Raw genomic sequence first — 19908 nt, forward strand, 5'->3', positions numbered from 1 at the left:
TTTTTGAACTCAACCGGCCACCCACTTTCCGGCATCCCCTGGGCCGCTTTCGGGGCGACTGGAAAATGTGGTGGGACATGCTGACCGGCCGACTACCGTTCTGAAGCACGGCTGCCGTGAAGATTGAGGAATGGACCTTCACGGCACCAGTTCATTTTTGGACAGGCCGTATTCCCCCAACGAATAGAGCAAGGTTCCATACCCCAGTTGGTCGTAGCCGCCGCTGTTGGGGCCATAATCCCCGCCACCGCCTTCCACCTCGACTTTGTGCGCGAAGGCTTTCACGTTCGGCGCGCTGAGGCCTTTGAGCACGACGTAATGGTTGTAGAGCAGTTCCCAGATCGGGCGAATATCGCCACGGTGATCGGGCGAGATGACGGTCTGCTTGAACGCGCTGTTGATGAAGGTCGTGAACGGCACGTCATTGCCCAGATTGTACTTGGCCACATACTCGGCGCCTTGCAGCACCCGGTTGTTCTGGTAACCGAACATGTCGTCGCCCTGGCTCCAGGCCATTTGGCAGAAGCTGCCGAGCAAGGCGATGTCGAGCAGGGTGTGCGCCTGGTCGCGCCCGCTTTCCTGGACCTGGCCGAGAGCATTGCCGTAGAGCTTCCACACCACGTGTTCAATTGCACCGTTGCCGGCGCCGTGTTTGAAATAGTTGACCGCTTCATCGTAGATGTCGCGGCGGTCGGTCAGCACGCCGATGGCCAGCATCGCGTTCATGTTGGCCAAGTCCCAGTTCGCCCAATAGTGGTCGACCAGCGCGTTATTGTGATGCACCAGAAAATCATGATTCATCGGGTAGAAGACCGTGAGCATCATGCTTTGGAACTGATGAAAGTCCGCCGCCTTCCACTTTGAATAACCGCGCAGTAGCTCTGCGGCGTTGGCCAGTTGATAACCGTACAAGCCAGATGCCAGGAAGCGGTCCGAGGTGCCCTCAATCGACGTAAGGGTGCTGGACCATTGGTTCAACATCGCTACGGCTTTGTCGGCATACGCAGGATCACCCGAAAGCTGCCAGCGCAGGGCCAGTGCGTACGCTGCTGCAGCGTCGTTGAATAAGCGGGCGTAGTTTTCCGGATGTTGGCCATCCGCGCCCCGATACACCACTGCGACCGGGCTCGGGTTCCAGGCCAGTGAAGCGTGCCGGTTGGCGATCAGCTTCTGCCACCCGGCCAGCCACGGCTGGTTATGGTTGGCCAGTTTTTCGCGGATGCGCAGGAAGTCCTGTTCGGTCTGCAACAGGCCTGGATGGACGAATGCGTCGGGATGTGGGGTTGCGGCGTGACTGGCAATACTGATCGACAGTGCGCTGAGCAGCATGGCCCCTTTGGATAGGCGTTTGACGGTGCGCGTCGCCTTGAGCAAAAAAGTCATGGTGTGTTCACCGTGATGTGTGGAGTTTTACGCTGCGTAAACAGCAATACATACAGGACCGGGATCAACCCCAGCGTTACCAACGTTCCCAGTGCAAGACCGCCCATCATGCTGATTGCCATGCCTTTCCACAGTGGCCCGGCAAACAGCATCAACGGGATCAGCCCGAGGATGCAGGTCAGTTTGGTCATGACGATCGGGCGCAGGCGTTTGACGGCGGCATTCACGACGGCCTCGTACACGGGCAGGCCGTCGTGGAGCTCCGCTTCAATACGCTCCAGCAACAGCACCGCGTTATTGACGATGATCCCTGCCAGTGACAGCAGACCGAACGTGGCCATGAAGCCAAACGGGTAACCGGTGACCAGCAACGCGACTGAAACGCCGATCAGTACAAAGGGAATTGCGCAAACCACAATCAGCACCTTGCGAAACGAATTGAACTGCCACACAAACAACAACAGCATGGCGATCAGCGCGTGGGGCAGGTATTGCAGCAGCGCCTGGTTGGCATCTGCCGAGTCTTCGATTTCACCGCCCAGTTCAATCCGGTAGCCCGGCGGCAAGCGTAGTGCCGCGACCTGCGGCGCCAGTTGCTCGACGATGGACGTCGCCGTCAGCGACGGGTTGTGGCCCACTACGGTGATGGCCCGTTCCTGATTGCGGCGCATCAGCGTGGACGGTTCGCTGGAGGCGACAATGCGGGCAATGGCCGACAGCGGCACGGGCGTCGAGCCGTCGGCCGGGTAGACCTGGATACCGCGCAGGTCGGGCGATACGGTGTTTGTCGTCGCAGGTTCGCGTACCACCAGCGGTACCCGGGTCTGATTGTCCTGCAGGGACGAAACCTGGAGGCCGCCGAAGTGTAATTGCAAGGCCTGGGCTATGGCCTGGGTGTCGACCCCGGCGCGGCGTGCACTGTGCTGGTCGACCTTGACGGTATAGCGCGCCAGGCGCGTGCTCCAGTCATTGCGCACATCGAGTGTGCCCGGCATGTTGCGCAAAGCGTTCTCGATCTGGCCGGCCAATAGGCGTAATACGTTCTCGTCCGGGCCAATCACGCGATAGATCGCGACCCCGGCTTCTGTGGTGCCCAGGGAAAACCGTTTGGGCTCGGCGCGCAGCTCGGGGTGTTGTTTGAGCAGATAGCGACGCATATTGGCAATGACCGCATCGATATCCGTGCCCGCCATGACGCTGACGGTGAAGTAAGCGGTTTCCGGTGCTGGCTGCGGCGGGTTGAGGCCCAGCACGATGCGCGGTCCGCCATCGCCCACGTAGCCGATGCTGTCGACTACCTGGGGTTCCCTGCCTAACCACAGGCTGATCTCGCGCACGCTTTGCAAGGTCTTGCGCGAACCGCTGCCGGGCTCCAGGGTGATGGGCACCTGAAACTGCAACCGGTCCGACTGGGGCAAAAAGTCATAGGGCACGCGCATCAGTTCAAAAATGGCGGCGGCCAGCAACACCAACATGGCCATCAGAAACAGCACTTTGTGCTGCAGCACGCGGCAGATGACGGCCCGATAGCCTTGGTAAAAGCGGCTGTTGTAGCTGTCCTCTGACGCCTTATGACGTGGGGGCTTGGCAAAATACAGGCACAGCAGCGGCGTGACGGTGATGCTCAACAGCCACGAGCCGAGCAGGGTCAGGGCAAGAACAATGGCCAATGACCGCAGGTATTCATTGGTGCTGGTCTGGCCGAGGAAGAACGGCGAGAAGGCCAGCACAATCACCAGGGAGGAGGTCAATAGCGGAATCGCCAGCGTACGCCCCGCATCCTCGCAGGCCTGGCGGCGTTCCTCACCGGCATGCAGCCGGCGCTCGATGTCCTCGGCGATGACAATGCCGTTGTCCACCAGCAAGCCGAGCGCGAGGATAATCGCGGCAATCGATACGGTCTGCAGCTCGACCCCCAGCATGCGCATGGCGATCAACGTGCCGAGGATGGTCAGCGGCACAATGGCGCCGACCACCAGGCCGGTGCGCCAGCCGAGGAACAGCATCACCACCGCCATGACGATGACCACGGTTTCGATCATCACATGCTTCATCTTGGACATCTGCTGATCGACCACATCGGCCTGGAACGTCACCACATGGGCGGTAAAGCCCAGCGGGAGTTGCTGCTCCAACTGCGCCAGTCGTTCGCGCAGGGCTGCGCCGAATTGATTAATGTTTTGCCCTGGCGCCATGGACACGGCCAGCACCACGGCGTCCTGGCCCTGGTACACCGCGGCGGTCTGGGGCGGGTCGGCAGCCATCACGGCAATCTGCGCAAGGGCGCTCAACGGCACCGATTGCACACTGCCGTCGGCGCCGGGCAGTTGAATCGGCACCTGGCGCAGCTGTTCCACACCGAGCAATTCGCCGGTCACGGTGAGGGTGGTGATCTGCCCGCCAATGTCGGCGATACCGCCAGGCGCCAGCACATTCTGTTGCTGCAGTTGCTGGAACAATTGCTGCGGGGACAAACCCAGCCCGGCCAGGCGTTGCGGGTTGAAATCAATTGAAAGCTGTTGATCCTGCAAACCATGCAAGGTGACCTGGCCGATGCCGGGCAACCCGCCCAACTGGTCGCGCAGGCGCTTCAACGGCCCGCGCATCTCGCTCATGCTGTAGCCGGGTGCTGTGACGGCGATGGAGGCCACGGCGACGCGCCCGAAATTATCGTCGACAAACGGCCCTTGGGTGCCGGGTGGAAAGCCCGCGCCGGCTTCGGCGACCTTATTGCGCACCTGCTGCCACAGCACGCCGAGGTCCTTGGTTTCATCACGGGCCGTCACTTGGATAACCACGCTGCCAGGATGAATCGTGGTCACGATATTTTTGATTTGCGACAGTTCGCGCAGTTTTTCTTCGGTGGGCCGCGCCAGCAATTCTTCGGCGCGTTCGCTGGGCAGTCCGGGGAACTGGATGCTCACCAGCGCATCGCGGATGGTCACCGAGGGCTCTTCCTGGGTGGGGAAGCTAAGAAACGTCGCCACACCTGCGATCAGGATCAACAGCGCGGTGAAGAGCGTCAGGCGGCTTGCGCCCAAGGCGTGTCGGGTCAGGTTGATCATTCGGTTGTGCTCAAGCGGCTGGAGGGCGCAAGCAGGTTGACGGGCTGGCCGTCACTGAGAAACGCGACGCCCGTGACGACCACTTGCTCGCCATCCTTGAGGCCGTTGTCGACAGTGACGCGGCCCTGGTCGATCAGGCCGATCTTGATGTCACGCTGGGCGACCTTGCCCTCGGTTGGGTCATAGACAAACACTTGCACCTGGCTGGCGTCACCCCCGATGCGCAGGGCCTGGGTTGGAATGGACAGCGGGAGCGGAGCAGGGGGCGCGAGCCTCACATTGAGATTCACGCCGCTGGGCAGCGCGAGGTCGTTGGCGCTCAGGCGAAAGCGCGCGCTTTGCAACAAACCGTTCTGTGCGCGCATCGACAGCCCTTCCAACACCAGCGGCAGGCTAGAACCCGGCGCGGTCGGGTCGGCGGCTATGGCGTGGTCCCCAGGCTTGAGGCTGGCGGCCTGTTCCACCGGGATTTGCACCAGCACCTGCAAAGCGCCCGAGGCCTCCAGCTCCATCACGACCTGGCCGGGCGATAGCTCGCTGTACAGCTGCGCAGGCCGAGCCACGACGCGGCCGTTGAAAGGTGCAATCAGTTGCCCTTGGCGCTGATCGCGGCGCACCAGGTCCAGCGCCGCTTCATCGGCTGTCTGCTGCGCGACGGCCGCTTGCCACGCCGCTTCGGCTTGCTCCACAGCGCTGGTCGCGACGCTACCCTGGGTAAACAACTGTTGCTGGCGGACTTTGTTGCGCTTGCGCTCGCTTGTCTGTGCCACGCTGGCAAACAAGGTGGCCTGGGCCTGTTTCAGGCGCAGCCGGACTGCGGCCGCGTCCAGACTCGCCAGTACCTGACCTTGTTTAACCGAATCGCCTACATCAACGTTCAAGGCGACCAGACGACCTGCGCCCTCGAAGGCCAGCGTTGCACGTTGGCGTTGGCGCACAACGCCGGTCAACGGCGCAGCGTCCACTTGCGCGGCGCGCACTGCGGTGACTTTTACGGACCTTACGGCGGGCTCCGGCACGGGTGACTCGCGCGAACAGGCCGCCGTTGTCAGGCAGGCGAGGCCGAGGAGGAGACGGGCCCAGGGACGAAACAGCTGAGGAAAACCATGCATGCCTGGGGCCTCGTTATCAGAAGGTGTAGTTGATGGCGAACAGGCCAAGGCCGGCGCTTTCACGCAGGACCAGCGGGCTGTTGCGGGCCTGGTCGGCGTACTGGGTCAGCGTCAGGCTGACCAGCGTCGACCAGTGTGCATCCAGGCTGTGCTGCCAGTTCAAGGCGGCGGAGTAGGCATAGATGCCTGCATCGGCGCTGTATTTTCCATAGAGCGAACGCTGGCTCTGCGCCTGGGTGACGCCGAAGTAGGTCTGGTTGTAGCGGCCATCGCCGGCGTGCGCATCGAGGTCCAGGGCCAGGGTGTCGCTGTCGGTATGAAACAGAATGCCTTCGAGGCCAAAGCGGTAGCGGTTGCCCCGGTGCTCGCCGGCCATGCGCAGTTCGGCTTCGCCGCTGACCGACAGCCAGTCAAGCAGTTGCTGGCTGAGGGTGAAGTCGGCGACGGTGGCGCCGTTGACATCGCCCATGCCGTTCAGCTCGCGGCCGCCGGGGCGGCTGGTGCTGTCCTTTTCCTTGCGGCCCAGGTCGTAGTTGATCGCCGCGCTCGCAGCAAAGCCGCTGTCGGATTGAAACTGCACACCCAGGCCACGGGTGCTGTCGGCAAACAACACACCGCGCTGGATGCTGAACATCGGCAGTACGAGCGCCCGGTAGCGGTCTGCGCCCATGAAGCGCGGTGTGACGCCCATGCCGAGGCCCAGGGTGGCAGTGGTGGTGTCGGCCGCCTGTGCCTGTGGCGCCAGCGTGCAAGACATCAGCGCGGCGGCGCCCCAAAGCGCGGCACGGGTAGGAGGCGTGATCAAACTCATGATGGAACCCTTTCTGCGGAGGAAAATAACGGTGCGCCAGACAGCGCGCGATACAGCGCCAGGCGGTTGAACAACAACTGGTAGGTGGCCTTGCGTAATTCGATGGCGGCTTCAGCCAGGCGAATTGAAGCGCCGGTGTGCTCTGAACGGGCAGCCGCACCCACGGCGATTTGCTGATCAAGACGCTTGGCCTTCAAGGCGGTCAACGCCGCCAGATCAATTTGTGTGGTGGCGTTGGCCAATGCTTGCTGGCGCTGAGTCAACAGGTCGGCGATTTCGCGGAAGGCGTCCTGCACGGTTTTTTCGTATTGGGCGACTGCCGACTGTTGGCGAGCGGTGGCCAGGTCCAGGTTGGCCTGGTTGCGGCCGCCGTCGAACAACGGCAGGTTCAGTTGCGGGGTGAACAGCCAGGCGCCGCTGCCGGACGAAAACAAGTTGCTCAAGCGCGGGCTGGCGATGCCGACACCGGTGCTCAAGGTGATCGAGGGGAAAAACGCTGCACGGGCGGCACCGATGTTGGCATTCGCCGCGCGCAGGGCTTCCTCGCATTGGCGCACATCGAAGCGCTGCAGCAGGCGCTGTGACGGCATCTCGACCAGCCATGGCGGGGGACTGAGGTCGATGACGGCGCTGTCTGCCGCCGCTGTAGAAGGGGCAGCCTGATAGCCGGTGACCCACGCCAGCGCCTGTTGTGCTCGCGAGTAGTCGGCGCTTGCATCCTGCAATTGCAGAGTGGCGCGACGCACCTCCATGCGCTGGGTGTCGACCGTGTCCGGGGCTACCAGGCCTTCCTTTTGCTGACCGTCCAGTACGCTCAGCAGTCGTTTCTGGTCGTCGAGAATGGACCGCGTGTCGGCCTGCACGCCCGCCTGCAAGCGCTCCTGCAAATACAGGCGCGCCACTTCGACGATCAGCGCCTTGCGCGCCGCCAAAGCTCCGTAGCGCGTGGCGAGGTAGTTATGTTGCGCCGCTTCGGACAGGCTGCGCACCCGGCCGAAAAAATCCAGCTCGAAGTCCGATACACCCACGGACGCGACCGCGATGTCCTGCCCGTAACGTTCGTCGGCGGCCTTGTCGTGCAAGTGCTGGCGGTTGCGTTGCAGCCCCAGGGCCACGGTGGGTAAGCGATCGGCGCGAGAAATGCCGTACTCGGCGCGGGCTTGCTCGACTCGCAGCAACGCCAGGCGCAGGTCACGGTTGTAGTCCAGGGCTTGTTCAACCAGAGCTGGCAACTGTGCCGATGAGTCCAGGCTGGCCAGCAGTTGTTTTTCCTCGTCGGACAGCGCTTCCACGCTGTTGATCGTGGAGGAGGGCACGTCCGTTAGCCGTGAGCCTTGCAGAGTGTCCGGCACTGGCAACGCGGGCGTCTGGTACATCGGCGCCAGTGAGCAGCCGTTCAGCATGCCCACCAGCAGCAAAACCGCGCCGAGGCGTTCAGGCAGCTTGATAGGCTTGGACAGCGGTGCAGTGGTCGGCATAGGATCGGTTCGCGAAAGTCGGGCGTAGGCCAATACTGGCAGCGGACTTTCAATAAACCGTTCGTGAATTATCAAGGTTTCATCAAGAGGCTTCTTTGTGTCAGGAAAACGTATCCTCATTGTCGAAGACGACGCCGACAGCGCCAATATTCTCGAAGCCTATCTGCGCCGGGACGGCTTTGAGGTGGCCTTGGCCGAAGACGGCCAGCGTGGCCTGGACCTGCACAAAAGCTGGCAGCCCGACCTGATCCTGCTGGACGTGATGCTGCCCCGCTTGAGCGGCACGGAAGTGTTGTCCGCCGTGCGCCGCAGCAGCGACACGCCGGTGATCATGGTCACGGCCATGGGCGATGAGCCGGAAAAACTCGGCGCCTTGCGCTATGGCGCGGATGACTATGTGGTCAAGCCCTACAGCCCGCGTGAGGTGGTGGCGCGGGTGCATGCGGTGTTGCGACGTACCCTGGGCAGCCAACCGGTTGAACAGCTGCTGCGCCATGAAAACCTGCGTGTTGATCTCACCGCCTTCACGGCCAGCCTTGAGCACCGCGATGCGCCGCCGCAGGTGCTCGACCTGACGCCGACGGAGTTCAAGCTGCTGGTGACGTTGCTCAAGACACCATCCAAGGCGTTCACCCGTGATGAGCTGCTGGAAATCTGCCTGCCGGAAAGCGAAGCCCTGGCACGGGTCGTTGATGCCCACGTACACAACCTGCGACGCAAACTGGAAACCCATGGCATCGCCGGGGTATTGGTGACCGTACGCTCCATCGGCTATCGGTTCAGGTAAGCCGCATGTTCAAGAAATCTCGGGTCAACGACAAACCGCTGTGGCGCTGGGTCGGTATGCGCATGAGCCTGTTGGCGATCGGCGCCGTTGTGGTGATTGCCCTGTGCATGTGGGTCAACTTCAAACTGTCGGACTGGTATTTCTTGCAGCGCCTGCCGCCGCAAGCGCGTGAGGAGTTGCTGCACCTGCGCGCCGAGCCGCAACTCAACGAAACACGCTTGCGCCAACTGGTTGCCGAATACTACCCGGTGGAATTCTTCCAACCGGATATCGCCAATCGCGACTGGCTGATCCTGGCCTGCCTGGTGCTGGCTGCCATCCCGATCATCATCATCTGTGGCTTGTGGTTTTCACGCCCCTTGTCCAGCCAGTTCTCGGCAATAGCCCAAGGGGCACGGCGAGTTGCCGGCGGAGATTTCTTCACGCGCCTGCCCATTCACCGGCACACCCCCGACGAGCTGCAACGCCTGATCGGCGACTTCAACAGCATGACCACGCAACTGGAGCGTTACGAGCGGGATGTGCGCGAGTCCAGCGCGGTCATCGCCCACGAATTGCGCACGCCACTGAATGCCGCCATGGGGCGCGTGCAGGGCATGCTCGATGAGGTGTTCCCCAGCGATGCCGCACAGTTGGGCATGGTCAAGCGTCAGCTCGATCAGCTCAGGAAACTGGTGGATGACTTGCACCTCTTGTCGATGGCCAGGGCGGGTCGACTGGTGCTGGAGCGCAGCGACTTTTCCCTGGCGGCCCTGGTGAGCGAACGGCTGGCCTGGTTCCAGCCGCAATTGGATGACGTCGGTGTGCAGACGTACATCACTATCACCGACGGGTTTCGTATCAATGCCGATCGTGATCGCCTGGGCCAGGTGCTGAATATCCTGATCGATAACCTGCTGCGCTATGCGGCAGGGGGCGGTGAATTGAGCATCATGGCGCGGCAGGTCGAAGGGCGGGTGGTGATTGAGATCGGAGACCTTGGCCCTGGTATCGAGGCGCAACACCTGGACAGTGTCTTTGACCGCTTCTGGCGTGCAGAGCGTTCCAGGGCGCGTTACTCGGGCGGCAGCGGGTTAGGCCTGTCCATCGCCCGGGCGATTTGCCAGGCCCATGGCGGCGCCATTACCGCCAGCAATCGTAGCCAGGGCGGCACTCTGATCAGGGCGGAATTTCCGTTGTAGTGGTTGCGTTAATATCTATGGCTAGATAGCTATTAATATATAGGTAATAATCGCCCCGACGGCGTTAATTCGAGCGCCTGGCGCAGTATTGACGGGGCACGGCCATGGCGAACGGACAACATCGGTTCAAACGAATTCTGCTTACCAATGACGATGGCATCGATGCCCCAGGGCTCAAGGTTCTGGAGCGCATCGCTTGCCAATTGGCGAGTGAGATCTGGGTCGTCGCACCGCTGCTCGACCAGAGCGGCACCTCCCATTCCTTGAGCCTGCATGCCCCCCTGCGCATGAGCTACCACGGCACACGCCGGTTTGCGGTCACGGGTACGCCAGGCGATTGCATCGCAGTGGCGCTCGGGCATCTGCTGAGTCACGACAAGCCGGACCTGATTTTATCCGGCGTGAATCGCGGGGCGAATCTGGGAACGGAAACGGTGTTTTCGGGTACCGTCGGTGCCGCGATGACAGGGTTGCTGTTCGGTATCCCATCCATTGCGTTGAGCCAGGCGTTTACCGACCGTACCGCAGTGCCTTGGGGAAACGCACTTGACCACGGGGCACGGGGTATTGAGCAACTCATGGCGATGGATTGGCCGCATGATGTGTGCCTGAACGTCAATTTTCCGAGTTGTGCCCCCGGTGCCGTGCTGCCTCTGAAGATAACGCGCCAGGGCAGTGGGCGCTTGGAGAGGGTCTCCGTACGCTCGGAAAATGACCCGCGCGGCCTGGAATACCATTGGCTTCAGTTGGAGCGGCATCAGGGCGCAGATGAGCCAGGGACCGAAACGGCGGAAAATCTTGCGGGGCACATCACCGCGACGCCTTTGCAGTTCGAACGCACGCACGCGATGGCGGGCGTTGTCTCTGATAATGGGTTCAGCGTTCCTCGTCGCGGCCATAGTGGCTGAGCTTGTCCATCAGCAGCCCGGCCGCTTCCAGTTGCTTGCGTTCACTGGCGGTGAGGCAGGCGTCTGCCGCCTCAGCCAGCCACTCATCACGGCGCTGACGGCTTGCTTGCAGGACGCTCTGGCCTTGTTCCGACAGCCCGATCCAGGTGCGTCTGCGGTCTTGCGTATCTGGCGTGCGGGTAATCAGGTCTCGTGCTTCCAAGTCCTTCAACAGCGAGGCAAGGTTGGATGAGCGGATGTTTTCCGCTTCGGCGATTTTTGAAGGCGTTGCCATGCCGTCCATTTGGTCGATGGCGCTCAGCACCAGCATCTGCGACCAGGTCTCGGGATGATTCTGCGCCTCTTGGCGCAGGCGCTTGTTCAAGCGCGTGAAGCGCCCGCGAAATAATGAGATGTCCATGCTGCAGTACCGTGGAAAAAACCTATGGGATTGTAACTAAATCCGGCGGGATGTGCTGTGGTTGCCTTTGTGCCGGATTGGCTGTGTCGAGCGCGCGTATTAAAAGCTCAAATGCTCTCATTTAATCAATGATTGCAACGTGCCATGAACTTGGGTGGCGAAGGTTATATGTTGAGTAGTGGCATATAACTACTTAAATAATTTTTCATCCTGTGCATTTAGAGTTCCATGTTAAACCTTGTTTCGCACTATGGAGCTGGTCGAAATCGAAGTGTGCTGTGCACTTTAAAATCGGCTTGTCATACAAGCGTTAGTAAAAGGACATCAACATGAAACACGCGAATCACACACCTACTCGCTGGACTCGGGCTGATGCGCTGAAAGTCAATGAAAGTGACCCCACTACCACGCAACCGTTAGTGCCGGCTGATTTCCCCGTGATGAGTGACACGGTATTCATCTGGGACACCATGCCCCTGCGCGACCTCGACGGGGCGGTGGTTTCCGTTAATGGCTGGTCGGTAATTTTCACGTTGACCGCCGACCGGCGCCCCCATGATCCGCAGTTTATTGATGCCAACGGGCGTTATGACATCAAGCGCGACTGGGAGGATCGACACGGCCATGCGCGTATCTGCTTTTGGTACTCACGCACCGGCAAGGACTGGATTTTCGGCGGTCGTGTCATGGCCCCAGGCGTGTCGCCCACCACGCGGGAATGGGCAGGAACGCCGATCCTGGTCAACAATAACGGTGACATCGACTTGTATTACACCTGCGTTACACCCGGCGCGACTATTTCCAAAGTCAAAGGCCAGATAGTGACAACCGAGGAGGGCGTTGAACTCGTCAACTTCAATAAGGTGCACGCATTATTTGAGGCGGACGGGGTTTATTATCAGACCGAGTCGCAAAATGCGACGTGGAACTTTCGCGATCCAAGTCCTTTTATTGATCCGAAAGATGGCAAGTTATATATGGTGTTTGAAGGCAATGTCGCGGGTGAACGCGGCACCCATATAGTCGGCCCCGACGAGATCGGCCTGGTCCCGCCAGGCCACGAAGAGGTGGGTGGCGCTCGCTATCAGGTGGGGTGTATTGGCCTTGCCGTGGCCAAAGACCTGAGAGGCGATGAATGGGAAATATTACCGCCGTTGGTGACGGCCGTTGGCGTTAATGATCAGACCGAGCGCCCGCATTACGTCTTCCAGGACAACAAGTACTACCTGTTCACCATCAGCCATAAGTTCACCTATGCCGACGGTGTGACCGGCCCCGATGGCGTTTACGGGTTTGTCAGCGAACACCTGTTCGGCCCTTACCGGCCAATGAATGCCTCTGGCCTGGTATTGGGAAACCCACCCGAGCAGCCCTTCCAGACCTATTCACATTGTGTGATGCCAAATGGTTTGGTGACTTCGTTCATCGACAGCGTACCCACCCGCGACGGCGATTTCCGCATCGGCGGCACTGAAGCACCCACGGTCAGGATCCTGCTGCAGGGCGATCGCTCGTTTGTACGGGAGGCATATGACTACGGTTATATCCCGCCGATGCGGGATATCGTGCTGGATTGAGGGTGTTGCGCCGGTAAAGCCTGCCCGTTATCACGCCTGTGCGTGTCCCGTCCCAAGAAACCAAAAGCCACTCAGTCGAGTGGCTTTTGCGCGCGGAGAAAAATCTCGGTATCCCGATTAGACCTCAGACAAACCACGCGGCACGTTGAAGGCGCAGTTATATGAACGACCGGCCAGCCCGTGCGCAGACCAAGCTTACGCGCCAACGTGCTTTTGCTTGAGCCAGGTTGACCAACAATCATCACCCGTTGCATCGAAGCTCCTTTTCGCTTTGCACGCTGATTTTTTGGGGGAAAGATTCTACTTGAGCCACCCGCGCCGCAGTGAGGGACGGCAGGAGCCTCGCTAAAGGCTCCTGTGGTTATCACTTCGCGTCCCCGGCGTGAGCCTCTGACAGCGTTTTGGCATGCTCCAGATGCGATTTCAATTTGGGCAATGTTTCGGTGGCAAACGCTTTAACCTCAGCGTCCTTGCCTTCAGAAATCTCCTTTTCAAAGATTTCAATCGTGGCCTCATGCGCCTTAACCTGATTGTTGGCATAAGCTTGATCGAAGGATTTTGCGCCGCGAAGTTCCAGAATCATCGCTTTGGCCTTGTCCATGAGCTCCGCACTGTCGGAAACCTTTAGATTTTTGGCGTCCGCAATTGTTTTAAGCTTTGCGTTCGCCGCGGTGTGATCCTTGATCATCATGTCTGCAAAGGCCTTAACATCGGCGGCACTGCCTTTTTCTTGGGCGAGCTTGCCAGCTTCGACTTCGGCTACTCCCTTGGCGGAAGCGTCCTCAACAAAATCGTCGTCTTGTGCTGCGAAAGCCCCTTGGGCCGCCAGGCTGACGAGCAAGGTAAGTGCGCAAGTTCTTAGTGCGTTTGGCATATCGATTTCCTCTTCATGTCTAATGAGCAATAGCGCCCATAAACTTGTGAGCGGTAGCCACGCATTACGTTCAAGGTTTCTTTAAAGCGACAGACTATCGGGCATAGAAGCCTGCGCATACACGGTTCGGCGTGCATGGGCTCGCGCGGTTTCATGGCCGAAAATACAATGGCATTTCTTCGTGTTTTTATGAGCCATCCCCAAAAAACATTTTGACTAGGCTCTAGATCGGTATTTACAGCCTGAAAAAAACAAATTTTGCCCCCAGTTTTGCCCCCAATTGCACAGGGTGTGCGAGCGATCGCGAATGGCTATTTCTGACCCGGAGCGGGGTGGCCGTGACTGGCATTCAGTGCGCCTTTGTGTACTGGATGACCAACCCGAATCTGGAAAATTCTTGGTCGTTAGATGAGTCGATATCCTTAATCGGAGTTGTCCGGGCCGCCTTTCAGCACCTGTCCTGAAATTGGCAGCGTGAAATGCTCATGCTCTGCGAGATGTTGCAATGGCGCCGGTCGCCAGAGAGATCGATCCGCGTGTCCATCGACAACCGGAGCGTAATGCCAGGCGCCTAGCCACGGAAAGCGCTTAAGAAGCGGTTGTTCGGTATTGAAAGTGGCAGGCAACGTTGCGCATCGTGCTTCTGGTGGTGGGTCTCGATAATCCGGTCGGGCCCATAACTTCCCGCTTCAATTGGCCACTGAGTCGGCGGGCAGCGAAGGCGCTCAGGTTGCATGTTGAGGCGGGCGCCTTACCTTCGCTGTTCATGGACAGCTAAGCCTTTGGGCCAGGATCAGTCATTAGGCAAGTGCAATTGCACTTCCATGGCGTCATGAAGGAGTCGGACGACCTCGATCACGTCGTCGCTTGCTACACGATAAAACACGATATGGCGTGGGCTTTTGACCGCCCCATGGGGCTGTTTGGCCTGCTGGCGTGAATAGATGAGGTGATAGCTGCGAAGGCCCGGTGCCAGCTCACCGCGTTCGTAGCTGCCAATGCGATAAGGCGTGTCGGCAATCGCTTGCAGCGCGGCGAGGATTAGCGCCTGATACCGCTGGCGTGCTTGATCGCCGAACTGCGTCTGGGAGAGCCTGAGGATGTCGACAATGTCGGCGCGCGCCGCGTTGGAAATCCGATACTGCGACATGCTCAGTGTTTCTCGCGCGCGGGTAGGGTTGCCTCCAGGCTCAAGCCCTCGAGGTAGTGCTCCAGATCCCCTTCGTTCAACTTAGTAAAGCGCCCTTGCTCAAGGTCCATGATGCCGATAGAGGTCGCCTGACGCAGGGCCTCAATTTTGGCGGTGTCTTCGGCGACGCGCTGTTCCAATAGCCGCAAACCTTCTCGCATCACTTCGCTGGCATTCTGATAACGGCCGGACTGCACCAGGTCATGGATAACCTGTTCCTGGTGAGGGGTGAGTACAACGTTTCGCGTCGCCATGATTAGCTCCAGCTCTGGACATACAGGTCCTTTCGACTATTGGCATATTATGCCATTTTACCTGCCAGCACATAGTTTGGGACTTGTATCTGACGAACTGTGTCGTGCGGGGTCATCCTTCGCGCCGAACAGCGCGTGCTGGCTCCGGACTGCATGCGCACAGAGTTCAAAGGATGTAGCAGGCGGGGCGTTGAGGGCCGTTTGATTCGTGTGGGCCTTGAGGCCTCAGCCTGGACTGATGTGTCCGGCGTTCTCACCGATCGTTTGAACGCGCCGCGGACGTTTGTCCTATGCCGCGTTTCCGTACAGGCCTCAAGATGGAAGAAGCATTCCGCAGGAGGCACAAAGTATAGGCAGCTCAGTACTTTGCAAGGCGAACGCTGTCTTATGAGGTGTGACTAATTTATGATGTCTAGATGATAAATTTGGATACACGATCATGAGTACACGTTCAGACCTTTTGACCAGCGCCGAGGTTCTGCTGCGCACGAAAGGCTATGCGGCCTTCAGCTATGCCGACCTTGCGGACGACATCGGCATTAAAAAAGCGAGTATTCACCATCACTTCCCGACCAAGGAAGGCTTGGCAATTGCCATCGTCGAGAGCTACCTGTTCCGGTTTAAAAAGCAGCTGGACGCTATCAATGATGAACACGTCAGTGTTGTCGACCGGCTGAATGCGTTCGCCTTTATGTTCGCACACAGCAGTCTAAACGGGATGCTCCCACTCTGTGGAGCCCTCGCCGCAGAGCTTCTGGCCCTGCCTGAAAGCCTCAAAGAAATGACAAAGGATTTCTTTGAGATCCATCTCACTTGGCTCCAAGCAAACATTAAGCAGGGTCAAGATCGAGGAGAGCTTAAAGCCGACCTGGATGTAATCAGAGTTTCAAGGTTCATATTGAATACTTTGGAAGGTGCGAGCTTTGTTTCTTGGGCGATGAGCGATGATTACGAGAAATCTTCGGGATTTGATTTGATTTTATCTACCCTTCGTCACTGAAAGCTCTAGCAAGCACACTTATCGACTCTATCGCTGCATTCCCTTTCCAGGGGGCATCTTTCATCGCTGTATCTTTAGTACATCTTTCAAAAGCTTCTCGATTTGGTCGCCTGCCAAGAGCAGGCGGCCTTGAGTTATTTGATTCAGGGCCGCGTGCCGATCTACGCTTGTATCAATTAGTGCAGACTAAAATCCACCGAATAGATCACTCGGTATTATCTGGTGTGCGGTAGATTTGCAGCCAATGACGCGAAGGCTTGCTTGTAGGCGGCGCTTTTTCGTGATCGCGAATTGTACAGTACCGTCCATGCTTAGCGACGACCGCGCTCTTGGCTGCGTTCAAAGTGACTTCTTGAAACGAACCTCCATCTCGCCCCAACACGTGCCCTGGTGCATAAGCAGCCATAAAACCTCCCTGATTTTTATCCATGTGGTGACGGCCTTATGCCATCAATTCGTACGATCACACAAATTTCACCCGATGCATAGAGGTGTGAAAGATCGTTTCATGGCGTCGCTTTCGAAGTAACTCTGTTGGTCACGACACTCACTGTGTTGTCATCAATATTCCCAATTCCTCTATGCAGCCTAGCTTTTCAAAACTATTGGTGTCGTCACCTCTCTTGTAACCCAACCTACTACTTGGTAGGCTTGTTTCTCTTCCGGTCTAATCGTCCGGCTTATCTGAAGAGGAACGTCCACATGAGCAGCAACCTGAATGGTATCGATGTCGCCGCACTCCAGAATTTCGCCGAAGGCGTTGCTGGTGATGCGACCAAGCGCCACGCAAGCTTCAACGTTAAAACCGCTTGGAAGGGTCAGACCCGTTCTGTAGCCAAAGTCAGCCGTTACAGCTTGGCCGGTGAGACCTATTCCCGCGATTTTGAAATTGCAGCCGATGAGCCGAATGAATTGCTGGGCGAGAACACCGCGCCCAACCCTCAGGAGCTGCTGATGGCTGCTCTAAACGCCTGCATGTCGGTCGGCTATGCCGCCAATGCCGCAATGATGGGCATCAAGATTCACAGCCTGGAAATTGAGACCGACGGCACTCTCGACCTGCGTGGCTTCCTGGGGATCGACGAAAGCGTTAACCCAGGCTACGACGAGGTGAGTGTCGTGATTCGCCTGCACACAGATGCTTCGCGTGAGCGTGTTGAGGAGCTGCACAACGTGGTGCTCAAGACTTCGGTCAACTACGCCAACTTCTCTAAAGCCATCCGCATGCTCCCTAAGCTCGAAGTCATCGAAGGCTAACTGTCCTGGTCACAGGTCAGCACGGCACCTGGCCGCTGACCACCTCTCACTTATCTGATACTGGAGTCTGTAATGGACGATTTTTTTAAAGGCAAAAAACTGTTGGTCGTCGGCGGCACGAGCGGCATGGGTCTGGAAACAGCGCGCCAGTTTTTAAAGGCGGGTGGCAGCGTGGTTCTCACCGGCAGTAAACAGGATAAAGCCGATGCTGTGCGCGCCGAGCTGAGTCCGCTGGGGAACGTATCAGTGATCGTTGCCAACCTCATGACCGAGGAAGGGATGAATCATGTACGCAGCGAAATCAATGCCAACCACAGTGACATCGGCTTTATGGTGAACTCTGCAGGCATATTCATTCCGAAGCCTTTCATCGAGCACGATGAGGCTGACTACGACATGTACCTGGATCTGAACCGCGCCACATTCTTTATCACGCAGGCAGTGGTCAAAAATATGCTTGCTGCCAAGCGCGAAGGCTCCATTGTCAACGTCGGTTCGATTGGCGCGCAAGCTGCGCTGGCCGGCTCTCCAGCAACTGCTTATTCGATGGCCAAGGCGGGCCTGCACGCAGTCACTCGAAACCTGGCAATTGAATTGGCTCACTCAGGTATCCGAGTCAATGCCGTTTCGCCTGGCATCGTTCACACCTCGATCTATGAAGGCTTCATGGACAAGGAAGCGATCCCGGATGCGATGAAGTCGCTAAACGATTTCCACCCACTGGGTCGAGTCGGTGTTCCTGAAGACGTCGCCAATACCATCCTCTTCTTACTATCCGATAAAACCTCCTGGGTGACCGGTGCTATCTGGGATGTTGATGCAGGGGTGATGGCGGTACGTGCCTAAACACCGAGGCAAGCGCTGCGTGAAGCGCCTCTCATTGGGGCGCGTTCCAGCAGTTGCTTCGGTGACAAGGGTGCTGGCTGTAGGAGTTTCAAATGTCTATCACGACAAAAGCCGCGCTGCTGAGCTACGCGGAAACCCAGATGCGCTCAAAGGGTTACTCAGCGTTCAGTTACGCGGATCTCGCAGCGAAAGTCGGTATTAGAAAAGCCAGTATTCACCATCACTTTCCTACCAAGGAGTGCTTAGGCGCGGAGCTTATCAACGACTACATCGCTCGGTTCAACGAGACGTTGGTGGCAATCGAGATCATGCATCCCGAGCCACAGCAGCGCTTACAGGCTTTTTCCCGACTTTTCGTGATAAGCGCGAATGAGGGGCTGCTGCCGTTATGCGGCGCCTTGGCGGCAGAAATGGCTGCGTTGCCTTTGTCGCTCCAAGGCCTCACAAGGGACTTCATCAATTCGCAGCTCACCTGGCTCCAAAGCACCCTCAATGACGCAGTCCGGCAGCACAGCTGGTTGCTGGGAACATCTGTTGAGCACTTCGCTTTCATGCTGCTGAGCATGCTGGAGGGAGCAAGCCTCATTGATTGGACACTGGGTCGCTCAGCCGACCCGTTGGCTGGCTTTAACCATCTGCTTGAAATAGCCGCAATGCAATCTTCACTTCTCCGTGCAGGATAAATTATGCAAACCCCTTCGAAAAAATATGTAGTCGATATCTGGTCTGATTATGTGTGTCCTTGGTGCTGGATTGCCAAGCGTCGTTTTGAAAAAGCGCTCGAAAACTTCCCGCAGAAAGACGATGTACAGGTCAACGTTCGGGCCTATCGACTGGCTGCAAATCACGCCCCTGAACCGATGGTCGCAGCACTGAAACGTAAGCTCGGCAACCCAGATTCCGCAGCAGCGATGATGAACACTGTGAGTAAATATGGCCAGGCCGACGGGCTGGATTACCGCTTCGACACTATGATGTTCGGCGATACTGCTGATGCTCATGTCTTGGTGAAAGCGGTTGAAGACGGGGCAGTGAAAAAGCGCCTTGTGGAAGCGCTGTACGAAAAAAGCACCAGCCACGGTAAGTCACTTTTTGATCGCGCCAGCTTGGCGGTGATTGCGAAAGATGCAGGTGTGTCGGATGCGGCAATTCAATTGGCGTGGTCATCTGTAGAACTGCGCGTAGAGATGGAAGCGGATGAGCATTTCGCCGCCCAGTTGGGTTCTGGCGTGCCTCTCTTTGTCTTCAACGAAGAATTCTCTGTTTCCGGTGCACAACCTGAAGCTGCTTTTCTTGACGCGCTCAATCAAATGGTAGAAAGCGCGAAAGTCGACGATAGCTCATTGATAGGCCAAGTCTGCGGCGTCGATGGCTGCAAAGTTTGATCGGCAACGGAACGTGGCACTCACAAGGTGCCCCCTTTTCCTTAACACAACACGTGAGACCCAAATGAGCCGTATCGTTGAGTTGAGCGCTCCCCAATTTGCCCGCTTTGTTGCCAAAGGCAGCAGTGTCGTACTGTTCTCAGCATCTTGGTGCAAACCTTGTAAAGAGATGAAGCCAGTCTTCGTGGACTTGGAAGCAAAGCTCCATGCTCTGGCAGTGTTTGGAAAAATTGATATTGCGGTATCACCGACGATTGCGCAGATGTATGGCATTCGTACTGTGCCGTCCTTGGCAGTGTTCCACGAAGGCCGATTGTTGAAAGTCTTCGCCGGGTCTAAATCAGTTTCAGCCTTGAAAAAAGCAATCGTCACTGAGCTGGAGGACGCTAGCTAAACAAGCA

General features: G+C 58.1%; 19 protein-coding genes and 2 pseudogenes. 11 read left to right on the top strand and 10 right to left on the bottom strand.

Features of this window, described 5'->3' with window-relative positions:
* Positions 1-35: 35 nt before the first annotated feature.
* Positions 36-104, top strand: a pseudogene (locus DNK50_RS29545) (DUF962 domain-containing protein); the annotation flags it as partial.
* Positions 105-138: 34 nt separating this feature from the next.
* Here DNK50_RS29545 and DNK50_RS16405 read toward each other — a convergent pair.
* The 5 genes from DNK50_RS16405 to DNK50_RS16425 all read right to left on the bottom strand — a co-directional run bounded on the left by DNK50_RS16405 (position 139) and on the right by DNK50_RS16425 (position 7849).
* Complete coding sequence (locus tag DNK50_RS16405) at positions 139-1383, bottom strand: alginate lyase family protein (protein WP_112195178.1); 1245 nt, start codon at positions 1381-1383, stop codon at positions 139-141.
* Positions 1380-4448, bottom strand: coding sequence for an efflux RND transporter permease subunit (locus DNK50_RS16410; protein WP_112195180.1), 3069 nt, complete (start codon positions 4446-4448; stop codon positions 1380-1382). Before DNK50_RS16410 ends, DNK50_RS16405 begins: the two co-directional genes overlap by 4 nt.
* The gene (locus DNK50_RS16415) at positions 4445-5467 is read right to left on the bottom strand and encodes an efflux RND transporter periplasmic adaptor subunit (protein ID WP_256595281.1); all 1023 of its coding nucleotides are present in this window, start codon (positions 5465-5467) and stop codon (positions 4445-4447) included. Before DNK50_RS16415 ends, DNK50_RS16410 begins: the two co-directional genes overlap by 4 nt.
* Before the next feature lie 109 nt (positions 5468-5576).
* On the bottom strand, positions 5577-6371 hold the full coding sequence (locus DNK50_RS16420) for a MipA/OmpV family protein (RefSeq protein ID WP_099584272.1): 795 nt from the start codon (positions 6369-6371) through the stop codon (positions 5577-5579).
* Positions 6368-7849: an efflux transporter outer membrane subunit gene (locus DNK50_RS16425; RefSeq protein ID WP_112195184.1), complete on the bottom strand. Its 1482-nt coding sequence runs from the start codon at positions 7847-7849 to the stop codon at positions 6368-6370. Before DNK50_RS16425 ends, DNK50_RS16420 begins: the two co-directional genes overlap by 4 nt.
* 97 nt (positions 7850-7946) lie before the next feature.
* Between DNK50_RS16425 and DNK50_RS16430 the strand changes: the two genes are divergently transcribed.
* The 3 genes from DNK50_RS16430 to surE all read left to right on the top strand — a co-directional run bounded on the left by DNK50_RS16430 (position 7947) and on the right by surE (position 10725).
* Positions 7947-8636, top strand: coding sequence for a response regulator (locus DNK50_RS16430; RefSeq protein ID WP_099584274.1), 690 nt, complete (start codon positions 7947-7949; stop codon positions 8634-8636).
* Between the two features lie 5 nt (positions 8637-8641).
* Positions 8642-9817 carry a cell wall metabolism sensor histidine kinase WalK gene (locus DNK50_RS16435; RefSeq protein WP_112195186.1) on the top strand — a complete coding sequence of 392 codons (1176 nt, stop codon included), beginning with the start codon at positions 8642-8644 and terminating at the stop codon, positions 9815-9817.
* Positions 9818-9921: 104 nt separating this feature from the next.
* Entirely contained in the window at positions 9922-10725 is an 804-nt protein-coding gene (gene surE, locus DNK50_RS16440; protein WP_112195188.1) for a 5'/3'-nucleotidase SurE, read from the top strand.
* Here the strand turns inward: surE and DNK50_RS16445 are convergent.
* Positions 10694-11125 carry a MarR family winged helix-turn-helix transcriptional regulator gene (locus DNK50_RS16445; protein ID WP_099584277.1) on the bottom strand — a complete coding sequence of 144 codons (432 nt, stop codon included), beginning with the start codon at positions 11123-11125 and terminating at the stop codon, positions 10694-10696. The two genes, surE and DNK50_RS16445, sit on opposite strands and share 32 nt — an antisense overlap.
* Positions 11126-11454: 329 nt before the next feature.
* On the opposite strand from DNK50_RS16445, the gene DNK50_RS16450 reads away from it, so the two are divergent.
* A complete protein-coding gene (locus tag DNK50_RS16450) occupies positions 11455-12702 on the top strand; it encodes a glycoside hydrolase family 68 protein (RefSeq protein ID WP_112195190.1) in 1248 nt (415 codons plus the stop codon).
* A gap of 158 nt (positions 12703-12860) precedes the next feature.
* On the opposite strand, the pseudogene DNK50_RS29185 reads toward DNK50_RS16450, so the two are convergent.
* From DNK50_RS29185 to DNK50_RS16475, 4 genes and pseudogenes are all read right to left on the bottom strand, one after another.
* A pseudogene (locus tag DNK50_RS29185) lies at positions 12861-12956 on the bottom strand (AAA family ATPase); the annotation flags it as partial.
* Positions 12957-13066: 110 nt separating this feature from the next.
* On the bottom strand, positions 13067-13576 hold the full coding sequence (locus tag DNK50_RS16460; protein WP_112195194.1) for a DUF4142 domain-containing protein: 510 nt from the start codon (positions 13574-13576) through the stop codon (positions 13067-13069).
* Between the two features lie 793 nt (positions 13577-14369).
* On the bottom strand, positions 14370-14726 hold the full coding sequence (locus DNK50_RS16470) for a type II toxin-antitoxin system RelE/ParE family toxin (RefSeq protein ID WP_029290773.1): 357 nt from the start codon (positions 14724-14726) through the stop codon (positions 14370-14372).
* Positions 14727-14728: 2 nt separating this feature from the next.
* Entirely contained in the window at positions 14729-15019 is a 291-nt protein-coding gene (locus DNK50_RS16475) for a type II toxin-antitoxin system ParD family antitoxin (protein ID WP_029290775.1), read from the bottom strand.
* A 439-nt stretch (positions 15020-15458) separates the two neighbouring features.
* Between DNK50_RS16475 and DNK50_RS16480 the strand changes: the two genes are divergently transcribed.
* The 6 genes from DNK50_RS16480 (at position 15459) to DNK50_RS16510 (ending at position 19901) form a co-directional block, all read left to right on the top strand.
* Positions 15459-16019: a TetR/AcrR family transcriptional regulator gene (locus DNK50_RS16480; RefSeq protein ID WP_112195196.1), complete on the top strand. Its 561-nt coding sequence runs from the start codon at positions 15459-15461 to the stop codon at positions 16017-16019.
* Positions 16020-16721: 702 nt separating this feature from the next.
* On the top strand, positions 16722-17276 hold the full coding sequence (locus DNK50_RS16490) for an OsmC family protein (protein ID WP_029290780.1): 555 nt from the start codon (positions 16722-16724) through the stop codon (positions 17274-17276).
* A 72-nt stretch (positions 17277-17348) separates the two neighbouring features.
* Positions 17349-18122, top strand: coding sequence for an SDR family NAD(P)-dependent oxidoreductase (locus tag DNK50_RS16495; protein ID WP_029290782.1), 774 nt, complete (start codon positions 17349-17351; stop codon positions 18120-18122).
* Between the two features lie 92 nt (positions 18123-18214).
* Positions 18215-18805, top strand: coding sequence for a TetR/AcrR family transcriptional regulator (locus DNK50_RS16500; protein ID WP_112195198.1), 591 nt, complete (start codon positions 18215-18217; stop codon positions 18803-18805).
* Positions 18806-18808: 3 nt separating this feature from the next.
* Complete coding sequence (locus DNK50_RS16505; protein WP_029290786.1) at positions 18809-19507, top strand: DsbA family oxidoreductase; 699 nt, start codon at positions 18809-18811, stop codon at positions 19505-19507.
* A gap of 64 nt (positions 19508-19571) precedes the next feature.
* Positions 19572-19901, top strand: coding sequence for a co-chaperone YbbN (locus DNK50_RS16510; RefSeq protein WP_029290787.1), 330 nt, complete (start codon positions 19572-19574; stop codon positions 19899-19901).
* The last annotated feature ends 7 nt before the right edge of the window (positions 19902-19908 follow it).

The sequence above is a fragment of the Pseudomonas sp. LG1E9 genome (assembly GCF_003290225.1).
Classification (GTDB): domain Bacteria; phylum Pseudomonadota; class Gammaproteobacteria; order Pseudomonadales; family Pseudomonadaceae; genus Aquipseudomonas; species Aquipseudomonas cyclaminis.